This is a genomic window from Novispirillum itersonii (genome assembly GCF_014205675.1).
Classification (GTDB): domain Bacteria; phylum Pseudomonadota; class Alphaproteobacteria; order Rhodospirillales; family Rhodospirillaceae; genus Novispirillum; species Novispirillum itersonii_A.
In genome coordinates, this window is record NZ_JACIIX010000003.1 from 284,557 (window position 1) to 296,795 (window position 12,239).

Below are 12,239 nucleotides of genomic sequence, written 5' to 3' on the forward strand. Positions count from 1 at the left end.
TCCGGACAAGGGGGCGGAATGCGTGCAGGCTTATCCTCCCGGTCAGCAGACTTTCTGAAGCACGCCAGTACGGCTGAAATCTTTCAGGCTGCCGGTGTTGTGGCGTCTGTCGGGCTGGTGGTGGTTGATGCGACCCGGACCGTCACCCTGATCAATCCACAGGCCGGGCGTTTGCTGGGGGTGGATCCGGCGCGGATTCTGGGAAGCCGGATTGACGCGCTGCCGCCCTCTGAGCGGGAGAGTCTGTCCGCCCTTGCCGCCGTTCCGGCGGACGATGCCGGGAAGACCGGCGATCCCGACCGGGGAACGGTTCTGCTGCCGGGCGCGGAGGACGGGGGAGCCGGAATCCTTGACGTCTCAGTGCAGGTGCAGGGCCGGGGGGAGGATGCGGTCCGTGTATTCACCCTGCGCCGGGTTGAGGGCATGGATCCGGCCCGGCCGGAACAGACCGGCGGCGCTGCGGCGGAAGACCGCCTTGGTATGCTGGCTACCGGCCTGCCGGGACTGGTGTTCCACCGGGTCATGCACCCGGACGGACGGATTGAGTATCCTTTCTTTTCCGGGGGGGTCCGCGATGCGCTGGGCTATGCCCCGTCGGAAATGCGGGTGACTCCGGACGGATGCCTTGGCTGTCTGCACTGGGCGGACCGCGATGAGTATATGGACCGGATCCGCCGGTCCGCGATTGATCTGACTCCATACAGCGAAACCGTCCGGGCGGTGACCCGCGACGGCAAAATCCGCTGGCTGTCAGGAACGGCCCGGCCGGAGCGGATGGAAACCGGAGAAATCCGCTGGGATTGCGTGCTGATTGATGTCAGCGAACGGATGCTGGCCGAGCAGCGCCTGAGCATGATCATGGATCATGCAGCGGACGGCATTCTGACCTTTGATGATCTGGGGACGATTGAACTGATCAATGTCGCCGCCGCCCGGGTCTTTGGTCTGCCGGAGGAGGCGTTGCAGGGGCAGTCCGTTTTCTCCCTGATGCCGGATCCGCAGGCCGGGGAATACCGGCAGGCGCTGGCCGGGCATATCGAGCGGGGTGGGGGCTGGATTATCGGGGCGGGACCGCATGAGATGACCGTGCAGCGTCGGAATGGCCATCTGATTCCGGTTGAGTTGACAGTTTCTGAGGTTTCTTCCGCCGGACAGCGGACTTTTGTGGCGGTTGTCCGCGATATTACCCACCGCAAAGAGACCGAGGCGCGTCTGCATGCCACGGAACACCGCCTGCTGAGCATCACGGAGAACCTACAGGGCATGGTGTTCCAGATGCGGGCCGTGCCGGGGAAGGGCGGTGGCCGTTTTGTGTACGCCAGCGATGGCTGCCGGGACCTTCTGGGGGTCCTGCCGGATGATCTGGTTCTGGATCCGCAGGTTTTTCAGTCCCTGATGGAGCCGGATCAGGCAGCGGTCTTCACGCAGGCGCTGGAACAGTCGGCCGAGCGTTTTGATCCGCTGGAACTGGATCTCTTCCTACAGGCCCGCAGCGGGATCGGGCACTGGGTCCGGTTTCTGGCGACGCCCCGGGTGACGGAAGACGGACAGGTGATGTGGGATGGCGTGGCGCTGGATGTCACCGACCGCAAGCGGGTGGAAGATGAGCTGACCTTCCTCGCCTATTATGACCCCCTGACCCGTCTGGGGAACCGGGCTTTATTCCTGGATCGCTTTCCGGCCGCCCGCGCTGATGCCGACCACAATCGTAGTATGGTTGCGGTCCTGATGTTGGGGCTGGACCGCTTCACCATGATTAACACCACCTGCGGCCATGATGTCGGGGATCAGGTGTTGCGTCAGGTCGCCGTGCATCTTCAGTCTCTGGCCGGGTCGGGGGCGCTGGTCTGCCGGACCGGTGGCGACCAGTTTCTGATTCTGGCCCCCGGCCTGAAAGACCGGGACGGGCTGGGAGCATTGCTGACGCGAATTGCCGAAGCCTTTGAAACGCCTCTGCTTCTTGGCGAAATGGAATTCGATCTGTCGCTGTCTTCCGGGGTGTCTGTTTATCCCCGGGATGGGCTGGACGCGGACACGCTGATCCGCCATGCCGAAGCGGCGCTGCACCGGGCCAAGGCGCAGGGGCCGGGCGGCATGGAAATCTATACAGAGGCACTGGGCCGCCGGGCCAGCCAGATGCTGACCCTGCGGCAGAAAATCCGCCGGGGTCTGGATGCCGGGGAATTCATTGCCCATTTCCAGCCAAAGGTGGAAACCGCGACCGGCAGAATTGTCGGGCTGGAGGCGCTGGCGCGGTGGTCCACGGCGGACCGGGGGTTGGTGCCACCCTCAGAATTTATTGAAATTGCTGAAGAATATGGCCTGATCGATGCGATTTGCGAGCAGGTGATGACGGATTCCTGCCGGTGGATCCGGGATTGGCAGGCGCAGGGGGCGATACCGGTTCCGGTGGCGGTCAACGTTTCGGGGCGGCAGTTCCACAACAGCAGGCTTCTGCTGGGTCAGATCCGCTCCGCACTGGAGACATGGCAGGTTTCCCCTGATCTTCTGGAGCTGGAACTGACGGAATCGTCGGCGATGGCCGATCCCGCACAGGCCATCTCTGTTGTTACTCAATTGAAAGATATGGGAATTTTCTGCGCGATTGATGACTTCGGCACCGGATATTCCTCGCTTTCCGTCCTCCGCCGGTTTCCGATCCGCTATCTGAAGATTGACCGCTCTTTCATCAATGGGGTGTCGCACAGCGGGGAAGATGCGGCCATCGTCCGGGCGGTGATCGCCATGGCGCGGGCTCTGGGTCTGTCGGTGGTGGCGGAAGGGATTGAAACCTCTGCACAATGGGCCTTCCTGCGTCAGGAAGGGTGCGATCAGGGGCAGGGCTATCTGTTTTCCCGCCCGGTTGCCGGGGCGGTGATCGCAGGACTGTTGCAGACGGTCTTTGTGGGTGCGCCGCAGGTCGGTTCATAAATCATTAAATATCAACAGGCTATCATTCTCTTGACCGGCCTTACTGGCAGAGCGGGTGCGCGTATTTCGCGTATTTTCCTAAGACCTCTCCTTGCGGCCATTTCGGAACCGCAGTGGATATCTGCGAATGTAGGTGATTTCCGAGGGATCACCAAGTCGGCGCCTTCTTCTGTAGGTGCGATAAAAATTTTTATAAAACAATGAATTAGTCTGATATTTTCATGTGCTTTCGGAGAGTCTCCTGCTGACGCCGCTGTCCGTCCGTGCGTTGGGCGCAGGGGCAGCCGGAAAAGAAGATTGCCAAGGGTGGTGTGGTCTGCAAATGTAGTTAAAATTATGCCTGCACCGGTGTTTCCGTTGCGAAATCGGTATGGTGGCGTGATCGGACACCGCCATTTTTTCGTGACAGGGCCGCAGGTTGACCAGACTCGGATGGTTTTTCTACCACTATGGCGACCTTAAAAGACTCTTATACCCTATCGTGCTCCTCGGCTTTCCGGGAGGCGGTCCTTGCGCTGGCGGAGCGCCGCCATGTCAATGCCGGGGATGTGGCCCGCTCGGTGATGCTGGTGGTGCCAGAGCCGGTTATTGAGGCCTTCGCCGACCCGGGGGAACCCCCGGAGGATGACCGCGAAACGGTTGTGCTGAAATCCGGCCGGGCAGAAGGGCGGCCGTGGAAGCGCAAGCCGCGGCTTCAGGTGCGCCTTCCCCCGGGTCTGACGGTCCCCTTCATCCGCAAAGCCTTGAATCTGGCCCTTGCACTCGATGGCGGAACGATGTCGCTGGATGTCGACCACCCGGATGCGCTGGATGCCCGGCAGGCCGAGGTTGCCGCAGCGGAAGCCGAGCGGGCGCGCGACGAGGAACGACGTCAGAAACAGAAGGAGCTGATGGCCCTGCGGGAGGAAATTGACCGCCTGCGGACGGTGATCAGTGTGCTGTCCTTTGACCCGCTGCCCAATGGCGTCACCACCCGGGCAGAAGCCCTGCACATTCTGGGATTTTCGCCTTATTCCGACCCCAGCGCCCGGGAAATACGGGCGCGGTTCCGGATGCTGGCGACGGTCCACCATCCGGACAGCTCCTATGGCAATCACAACCGGATGAGTCAGCTCAATGCGGCGATGGACATGCTGCGGAAGGCGGGCTGACCGGAGGGCGGAACCGGCGTATCACGTTCAGAATGCGCCGGACTCCCGCGCCAGCCGGTCAATCACCCCGGCCAGTTGCAGGTCCAGCGCCGTCAGGGTTCCGGCGTCGTGGGTGGTCAGGCTGATGCTGACCGTGGCATAGACGTTGCTCCAGTCCGGATGATGGTTCATCCGCTCGGCCTCCAGCGCGACCCGGGTCATGAAGCCGAAGGCGGCGGAGAAATCCTCGAAGCGCAGGCTGCGGCTGAGGGCCGCGCCGTCAGGCCTGACCGTCCACTGCGGCAGCATCCGGGGCAGGGCGTCCCGCTCGCTGGCGGTTAACGGCTGAGGGCAGGCTGCTTTTCTATCCGTCGTCATCCTGTGGTCCTTTCAGAAACCTGCATCCGCAGCGGGCCGAAGGGTGCGCCGCAACAGGGCTGCGGCCTGAAAACGCTCTGGAAAGTCTGGCATTTCCACCCCATCTCCGGGAAGATGACCCATCCGCCCCGTGACAGCAAGACGGGGCTGGCGGACTCCGCGCCGCCACATCCGGGTCTGGTCTGTCCTCAGGGAGTGCCGCGTGTCTTCTGCCCCATCTTATACCGTTGCCCCGTCTCTGGCCGAGATCGATACGATCGCCCGTGACGCGATCCTGACCCTGCCGGCGGAGATTGCGGACCATGTCACCCAGCTGGTGGTACAGGTCGAAGACTTCCCGGATGCCGAGGTCGAGCGGGAAATGGAGCTGGAAAGCCCGTTTGAGCTGCTGGGCCTGTATCACGGCATTTCGCTGGCGGAAAAAAGCGTCGGCACGGTCTCCACCCAGCCGGACATGATCTTCCTCTACCGCCGCCCGATCCTTGATTACTGGTGTGAGACCGGGGAAGACCTGAGCCATCTGGTCCGCCATGTCATCATCCATGAGATCGGCCATCATTTCGGGCTGTCGGATGGGGATATGGACCGCATCGAGGCCAGCGTTCCCTGATCCGTCCCACCCGGTTTTCCGCTTCCGTCCTTCCGTTTTACGGTCCGCAGGTGCCGCCGATGCCCGAGACATTCTCTCCGTCCCCGTTCTTTCCCGATCCGCTGCCGCCGGAGCTTCTGGCCCGGCGCATTGATCCGGCGCTGGTGCCCTATGATGTCTCCAGCGACGCCCCGCCTTTTGATCAGCCGATCGGGCAGGACCGGGCGATTGAGGCGGTCCGGTTTGCTCTGGGAATGAACGGTCCGGGGTATAACCTGTTCTGTATGGGGCCTGAGGGGACCGGAAAGTCCAGTCTGGTCCGCCGTTATCTGGCCGAGGCGGCGGCGGCGCTGCCGGTGCCGCAGGACTGGGTTTATGTCTATAACTTCGCGGATTCCTACCGGCCACGGGCGCTGACCCTTCCGGCCGGGCGGGCCCGTCAGTTCGCCCGCGATATGGATTCTCTGGTTGAGGAACTGCGCCACGCCTTGCCTGCGGCGTTTGAGGCCGATGACTACCGCCAGCAGCGCAAGGCGTTGGAGGAAGCGGTCAAGCAGCGGCAGGAACAGGCGCTGGACGACCACCGGGCCCGGGCCGAGGCGAAGGGGATTGCGCTGGTCCGCACCCCGATGGGGCTGGCGCTGGCCCCGGAGAAGGATGGCGAGGTCCTGACCCCCGATGATTTCCATAAGCTTCCGGAAGAGGAACAGCAGCAGCTGAAGGAGGCGATGGGGATCCTTCAGCACGATCTGGAAGAAGCCCTGCGTCAGGCCCCGCAGTGGGAGCGTGACAAGCGGGAGAAGATCAAGGCGCTGGATGCGGATACCGCCGACCGGGTGGTCAGGCTGGAGATCGCCGAGCGGAAAGAGATCTATGCCGACTGTCCGCAGGTGCTCGACTACCTCGATCAGGCCCATGCCGACCTGAAGGACAATGCCACCCTGTTCCTGACGGACCCGCAGGAGCAGGACCCGCAGGACGGGGTGCCGCCCTATTTGCGCAAGGTGGGGGATGAGGCCCGCTTCCGCCGCTACCGGGTCAATGTGCTGATTGATCACGACGGCGCAACGGTTGCCCCGGTGGTGATGGAAGACCATCCGACCCAGCCCGCGCTGGTGGGGCGGATTGAGCACCGCCAGCAGCTGGGGGCCTTGATCACCGATTTCCATCTGATCAAGCCGGGAGCCCTGCACCGGGCCAACGGCGGGTTTCTGATGCTGGAAGCCCGGAAACTCCTTCAGAATTCCTTCGCCTACGATGACCTTAAGCGGGCCCTGCGCAAGGGCGAGATCCGGATTGAGGTGCCCGGTGGGGCCTGGGGGATGTGGTCGACGCAGGCGATGGAGCCGGAACCGATTCCCCTTCAGGTGAAAGTCGTTCTGGTCGGGGAACCGGCGACCTTCTATCTGCTGTCGGAATATGATCCGGACTTCAGCGGCCTGTTCAAGGTGGTGGCGGATTTCAACACCCACATTGACCGCACCCCGGAGACGGTGCGCGACTTCACGCTGGTGCTGGCCGAGATGGCCCGGCAGAAAGGCACGCTGCCGCTGCACCGGCTGGCCGCCGCCAAAATCGTGGAATATGGATCCCGTCTGGCGGAAGATGCCGAGCGGCTGACCACCCATATGGGGGATCTGGCTGATCTGATCCGCGAGGCCGATCATTTCGCCCGCGGTGCCCGGCAGGAGGTGATTTCGGCGGCCCATGTGGCCGAGGCGATCGACGGGCGGCGGCGGCGGTCCGGGCGGATCCCGGAAGCCCTTCAGGATGAGATCACCCGTGACATCATCCGCATTGAGACCGATGGCGAGGCGATCGGTGAGATTAATGGTCTGGCGGTGATGGAAGTCGGCCCCAATGCCTTTGGGAAGCCCAGCCGGATTTCCGCCCGGGTCCGGGCCGGGCGCGGCGAGGTGATTGATATCGAGCGGCAGGTTGATCTGGGCGGACCGACCCATTCCAAGGGCGTATTGATCCTGTCGTCGTTTCTGGCCCACCGCTTTGGCACCATGGAGCCGCTGCGCCTGACCGCCACCCTGACCTTTGAACAGTCCTATGGCATGGTTGACGGCGACTCCGCCTCCTCGACGGAACTGTATGCCCTGATGTCGGCGCTGTCCGAGGTTCCGATCCGGCAGTCTCTGGCCGTTACGGGGTCGGTGGACCAGTTTGGCCGGGTGCAGGCCATCGGCGGGGTGAATGAGAAGATCGAGGGGTTCTTCGATCTGTGTCTCAGCCGGGGTCTGACCGGGGATCACGGGGTGCTGATTCCGGCGTCGAATATCGCCCATCTGATGCTGCGGGATGATGTGGTGGAGGCCTGCGCCGACGGCGCGTTCCACATCTGGCCGATCCATCATATCGATGAGGGAATTTCCCTACTGACCGGAATTTCTGCCGGGGAGCAGGAGGAGGATGGCCAGTGGACCAGCGGCAGCATCAACCGCCGGGTTCAGGCCCGGCTGCGGGCGTTTGCCAAGGTCGGGGCGCTGGATGATCACGGTCTGGGTGACGAGCCGCCGCCGCCGCGCCGGGGCGTGCGGATGGAGGAAGAGGCCGCCCGTCGCCGCCGTTGGTAACGGGACCGGGGCAGAAATGAAAAACGGCGGAGTCCATCGGGGCTCCGCCGTTTTTCCGTCTTCAGGGACCGGGGTTACACCACGGCGGCGATCCGGGTCAGGATCTTGCGGGTGGTGTCCAGATCATGGACCAGCGCCACGCGGATGTAGTCGGTGGCGCAGTTGCTGCCATCGGCGCTGGCCTGAGCCAGATAGGCCCCGGGCAGCACCTTGACCCCAGCCTCCTGCCACAGGCGGCGGGTGGCCTGCTCGCCGTCGCCGGTCTTCAGCCACAGGAAGAAGCCGCCTGCCGGTATCACCGACCCGAAGCGGGGGCCGAGCAGATCCTGCGCCAGAGTCAGCTTCTGCTGGTACAGCGAGCGGTTCTCAATGGCGTGGGCCTCATCCCCCCACAGGGCGGTGGCAGCGGCCACCACCGGCAGCGGCATTCCGGCGCAGGAATAGGACCGCAGCTTGGCGAAGCGGGCGATCAGGTCCGGATCCCCGGCCACGAAGCCGGAGCGCAGACCCGGCACGCTGGACCGTTTCGACAGGGAGTTGAACACCAGCACGTTCTTCAGCGAGCCGCCAAGATCCCGGCAGGCTTCCAGCGCGCCCGGCGGCGGGGTGTCGGAATAGATTTCGGAATAGCATTCGTCGGCGATCAGCACGAAGTCATGCTTCCGCGCCAGCTCGATCATGTGCTTCCACTGGTCCAGTGTCGCCACCGCGCCCTGCGGGTTGGCGGGGGAGCACAGGGTGACGACGGCGGCACGGGCCAGCGTCTCTTCCGGCAGGCTGTCAAAGTCCGGCAGGAAGCCGGTTTCTTCGGTGGCGTCCACCAGCACCGGCTCGGCACCGGTCATCAGCGCCCCGGCGTAATACACCTGATAGAACGGGTTCGGCATGATCGCGGTCGGGCGCTTGCCGTTCTTCAGCTCCGGGACGATGATCTCGTGGATCATGTACAGCCCCTCGCGGGAGCCGGATACCGGCAGCAGGTGGCGGTCCGCCTCAATCATGCCGTCGGGCAGGTCATAGCGGTTGGTCAGCCAGCGGGCGAGGGTGGCGCGGTAGTCCGGGGTGCCATTCACCGGCGGATACTTGCTCCACAGGGCATTGGCCGCCGCCAGCGCCGGGGCGACCAGCGCCGGAACCGGATGTTGCGGTTCGCCAATGGAACAGATCAGCGGATCCTGACCGGGGGTCAGCCCGTCCAGCAGGGTGTTCAGGCGGGCAAACGGATAGTCGGTTAGAAGGTCGGGGCGGCTGTTGAGGTGCAACATGGGAGTCACTCGCGGCGGACGCTGAAACAATGCCGGGAGCGTAGCCGGTTCCCGCCGCCGCCGTCCAGACGGCACCGGTCTCCGGGATGCCGCCTTTTTGTCATGAGGTCATGACGGAATGTACGGCCTCCGCCACCCGCTGCCGCAGGACCGGCAGGGCCTCAGCCTCAAACCACGGGTTCTTTTTCAGCCATGCGGTGTTGCGCCAGCTTGGATGCGGCAGCGGAAAGAACGCCGGGCCGTAGTCCCGCCAGTGGGCGACGGTGGCGGTCATGGTCGGCTGGCGGGCCGGGCCCAGCCACCAGCCCTGCGCATACTGGCCGATCAGCAGGGTCAAGGTCACGGCGGGCAGGGCGGCCCGCATCCAGGCCTGCCACAGCGGCGCGCACTCGGGGCGGGGTGGGTTATCGCCGCCTTTGGGGTTGGCACCCGGATAGCACAGACCCATCGGAACGATAGCGACGCGGTCCTCGTCATAGAAAACCTCCGGCGGCAGGGCCAGCCACTGCCGCAGCCGGGTGCCGGAGGCATCATCCCATGGGATCCCGCTGGCATGAACTCTGGTGCCGGGGGCCTGCCCGACGATCAGCAGCCGGGCCGGGGGATTGCCCCGCAGGACCGGGCGCGGGCCGAGGGGCAGGACGGGGGCACAGACCGTGCAGGCCCGGGCGGCGGCTTTCACCGTCTCCACCGTCTCCACCGTCTCCACCGGCTCCGGTCGGCCGGGGGGAAGGGCGGGTGTTACCATCCCGGAATATCCCCGCGCAGGATCCGGTCAACCACCGCCGGGACCACCTCGCTGGCCGGGCCGTACAGTCCGTCGTCGAACAGGCTGGCCCCTTCGCTGGGGGCGAGGTTGAGTTCCAGCGTATGGGCCATGCCAAGGTCTGACAGATGGGAGACAAATCCGGCGGCGGGATAAACTGTGCCGGAGGTGCCGATGGACAGGAACAGTCCGCAGTCATCGAGAGCGGCATAGATCCGGTCCATCTCCAGCGGCATCTCCCCGAACCACACCACATGCGGCCGCAGGGCTCCGGCGATGCCGCAGGCCGGGCAGGCAACGGCAGGGGAGCAGTCGTGATCCCACGGCAGAACCGTTGCGCAGGCGTCGCAGCGGATTTTGCGCAGTTCCCCATGCATGGGCAGGACGCAGCGGGACCCCGCCCGCTGGTGCAGGTCATCAATGTTCTGGGTGACCAGCAGGACCTCGCCGGGATAGTCCTGCTCCAGCCGGGCCAGCGCGTGGTGGGCGGCATTGGGCTGGATCGCCGGATCCGCCAGCTGAGCCCGCCGGGCATTGTAGAAGGCGTGGACCCGCGCCGGATCCCGGCGGAAACCGTCCGGGGTGGCGACGTCTTCCAGCCGGACCTGTGACCAGATGCCACCGGCACAGCGGAAGGTGTCGAGCCCGGAGTCGCGGGATATTCCGGCCCCGGTCAGAATGACGATCGGCGGCGGGGAGGAGGCGGGGGCAGACATCTGGCGGGGTTCCCGGACTTTTGAGGCCGGGGGCATGATATCTGAAGAAAAGGGGTTTTCCGACACCCGCTGTCATGGGACCATGGCGGGCTTCACCATCATGGGGTTTCCAGTGCCAGCAGCCGATCATGCCATCTCTTCTCCGGCGTCTGCCGCAGTGGGCCGTCCGGTCCGGGTTCTGTTCGTCTGCACCGGGAATATCTGCCGGTCGCCATCGGCGGAAGGCTTCTTCCGGGCCTTGGTCGAGCGGGAAGGCCTGTCCGGAGTGATTGAGACCGACTCGGCGGGCACCGGCAACTGGCATGTCGGGGATCCGCCGGACCGGCGGTCTCAGGCGGCGGCCCGGCGCCGGGGGGTGGAGCTGGCGGAACTGAAGGCGCGGAAGGTGGAGCTGGCGGATTTCCGCCGCTTTGACCTGATCATCGCCATGGATCAGGGGCATCTTGCCGCCCTGCGGCGGATGGTGCCGGCGGAACAGTCCCCCGAAGTGGTGACCCTGTTCCTGAGTTATCTCAGCGATCCGCCGATGCTGGATGTCCCCGATCCTTATTACGGCGGGGAAACCGGATTTGAATACGTTCTCGATCTGATCGAAAACGGCTGTGCCGCCCTGCTGAATCACATCCGGCAGCGCTACCCGCAGGTTGCCGCCGCCAGCCGCAGTGGTTGAAGGGGCGGCTGATGGATCCGGTCCGCGTGCCGCCGCCAGACCTTCCGCTGGAAGTGGATCTGATTGCCCACAGCTATGGGGCGGCGGTCCGGGCCCGGGGCGCGACCTCGCTGGGGGTCGGGTGGTCCACCACCGATGTGCAGATGCTGCGTCTGTCCGTCCTGTGTGATCTGCTCGATCAGGCGGACCCGGCGGTTCCGGTCCATGTCCATGATCTTGGCTGTGGCTGGGGGGCGCTGTGGGGCCTGTTGCAGGACCGTACCGCACCACCGGTTGCCCAGTACACCGGGTATGACATTACGCCCGAAATGATCCATACCGCCCGCCGGACCTATCCGGCGGCAGGCCAGCGGGTCCGCTTTGTCCTTTCCGCCCATGCGGAGGAACCCGCCGATTACGGGTTTGTCTCCGGGACCTATAATTTCAGTGATGGCGCGGCGCCCTCTGTCTGGGAGCCGTATGTGGAGGAGTCCCTCCGCCATTTTCTGTTCCAGTGCCGGAAAGGCATGGCCTTCAACCTGCTGCATCAGCGCCGTCGCACCGACCGGCCGATGTATTACACCGATCCGCAGCGCTGGCAGGACTGGCTGGAGGCGGAAGCCGCCCCCCGGGGCGGGCGGGTGTGGTGCCGTGACGATTATCTCGAAGACGATTTTACCCTGTTTGTCCGCTTTCCGGACTGAGGGGATAGGCGGCCAGTTCCTCATACAAGGGGCCGGACCGGCCAAGGTGGCTGCGGAACAGGGTCAGGTGACTGGGGGTGAAGGTTCCCCCCGGCCAGTCGGTATTGGCGGCGGCCACCTGCTCCACCCGCCCGGTGGCAGGCGGCGAGAACCGCGCCAGCGTCACATGCGGATGATACCGCTCCCGGCTGGCGGGCAGGCCGATCTGCTGACAGACCGTTTCGCATTTATCATGCAGGGCCAGCAGGGCCGGGGTCGGCAGGACGGGGATGAACAGCGCCCGCACCCCGCGTTTCGTGCTGAAGGTATCAAACCCCCGCAGGGTCAGCGGTCCCCCCGGAAACCGGGTCACCCGCAGCTGTCCGTCAAGCTCTTCGGCGCTGTCTTCCGGGACCTCGCCGATAAAGCGCAGGGTGATATGGGCATCCGCAGGGTGGATCCACCGGGCCTCCGGGATGCCGTTCAGAACGGTGGCGATCCGGTCGCGCAGCAGGCCGGGCAGGGCGATGCCAAGAAACAGCCTGAGCAT

11 protein-coding genes are annotated in these 12,239 nt (G+C 64.7%); 6 read left to right on the forward strand and 5 right to left on the reverse strand.

Annotation, left to right across the window (positions count from 1 at the left end; translation table 11 throughout):
* Positions 1-18: 18 nt before the first annotated feature.
* Positions 19-2,931, forward strand: coding sequence for a sensor domain-containing protein (locus FHS48_RS06330; protein WP_184262469.1), 2,913 nt, complete (start codon positions 19-21; stop codon positions 2,929-2,931).
* A gap of 449 nt (positions 2,932-3,380) precedes the next feature.
* Positions 3,381-4,082, forward strand: a complete 702-nt coding sequence (locus tag FHS48_RS06335) for a J domain-containing protein (protein WP_184262471.1) — start codon at positions 3,381-3,383, stop codon at positions 4,080-4,082.
* A gap of 27 nt (positions 4,083-4,109) precedes the next feature.
* Here FHS48_RS06335 and FHS48_RS06340 read toward each other — a convergent pair whose 3' ends face one another.
* A complete protein-coding gene (locus FHS48_RS06340) occupies positions 4,110-4,439 on the reverse strand; it encodes a 4a-hydroxytetrahydrobiopterin dehydratase (protein WP_184262473.1) in 330 nt (109 codons plus the stop codon).
* Positions 4,440-4,641: 202 nt separating this feature from the next.
* Between FHS48_RS06340 and FHS48_RS06345 the strand changes: the two genes are divergently transcribed.
* Together FHS48_RS06345 and FHS48_RS06350 are read left to right on the forward strand one after the other, a co-directional pair.
* Positions 4,642-5,049, forward strand: coding sequence for a metallopeptidase family protein (locus FHS48_RS06345; protein WP_184262475.1), 408 nt, complete (start codon positions 4,642-4,644; stop codon positions 5,047-5,049).
* 59 nt (positions 5,050-5,108) lie between these two features.
* Positions 5,109-7,610 (forward strand): ATP-binding protein, encoded by a 2,502-nt coding sequence (locus FHS48_RS06350; protein ID WP_184262477.1) that lies wholly within the window; start codon positions 5,109-5,111, stop codon positions 7,608-7,610.
* Positions 7,611-7,684: 74 nt separating this feature from the next.
* On the opposite strand, the gene FHS48_RS06355 is transcribed toward FHS48_RS06350, so the two are convergent.
* The 3 genes from FHS48_RS06355 to cobB form a co-directional block, all read right to left on the reverse strand.
* Positions 7,685-8,875 carry an aminotransferase class I/II-fold pyridoxal phosphate-dependent enzyme gene (locus tag FHS48_RS06355; protein ID WP_184262479.1) on the reverse strand — a complete coding sequence of 397 codons (1,191 nt, stop codon included), beginning with the start codon at positions 8,873-8,875 and terminating at the stop codon, positions 7,685-7,687.
* A gap of 100 nt (positions 8,876-8,975) precedes the next feature.
* Positions 8,976-9,623 (reverse strand): uracil-DNA glycosylase family protein, encoded by a 648-nt coding sequence (locus FHS48_RS06360; RefSeq protein ID WP_184262481.1) that lies wholly within the window; start codon positions 9,621-9,623, stop codon positions 8,976-8,978.
* Positions 9,617-10,357, reverse strand: coding sequence for a Sir2 family NAD+-dependent deacetylase (cobB, locus tag FHS48_RS06365; protein ID WP_184262482.1), 741 nt, complete (start codon positions 10,355-10,357; stop codon positions 9,617-9,619). The genes FHS48_RS06360 and cobB overlap by 7 nt, the downstream gene beginning before the upstream one ends.
* A gap of 34 nt (positions 10,358-10,391) precedes the next feature.
* Between cobB and FHS48_RS06370 the strand changes: the two genes are divergently transcribed.
* Both FHS48_RS06370 and FHS48_RS06375 read left to right on the forward strand, forming a co-directional pair.
* On the forward strand, positions 10,392-11,027 hold the full coding sequence (locus FHS48_RS06370; protein WP_311769094.1) for a low molecular weight protein-tyrosine-phosphatase: 636 nt from the start codon (positions 10,392-10,394) through the stop codon (positions 11,025-11,027).
* Positions 11,028-11,038: 11 nt separating this feature from the next.
* On the forward strand, positions 11,039-11,710 hold the full coding sequence (locus tag FHS48_RS06375; RefSeq protein ID WP_184262484.1) for a class I SAM-dependent methyltransferase: 672 nt from the start codon (positions 11,039-11,041) through the stop codon (positions 11,708-11,710).
* On the opposite strand, the gene thpR is transcribed toward FHS48_RS06375, so the two are convergent.
* A complete protein-coding gene (gene thpR, locus FHS48_RS06380; protein WP_184262486.1) occupies positions 11,682-12,239 on the reverse strand; it encodes an RNA 2',3'-cyclic phosphodiesterase in 558 nt (185 codons plus the stop codon). The two genes, FHS48_RS06375 and thpR, sit on opposite strands and share 29 nt — an antisense overlap.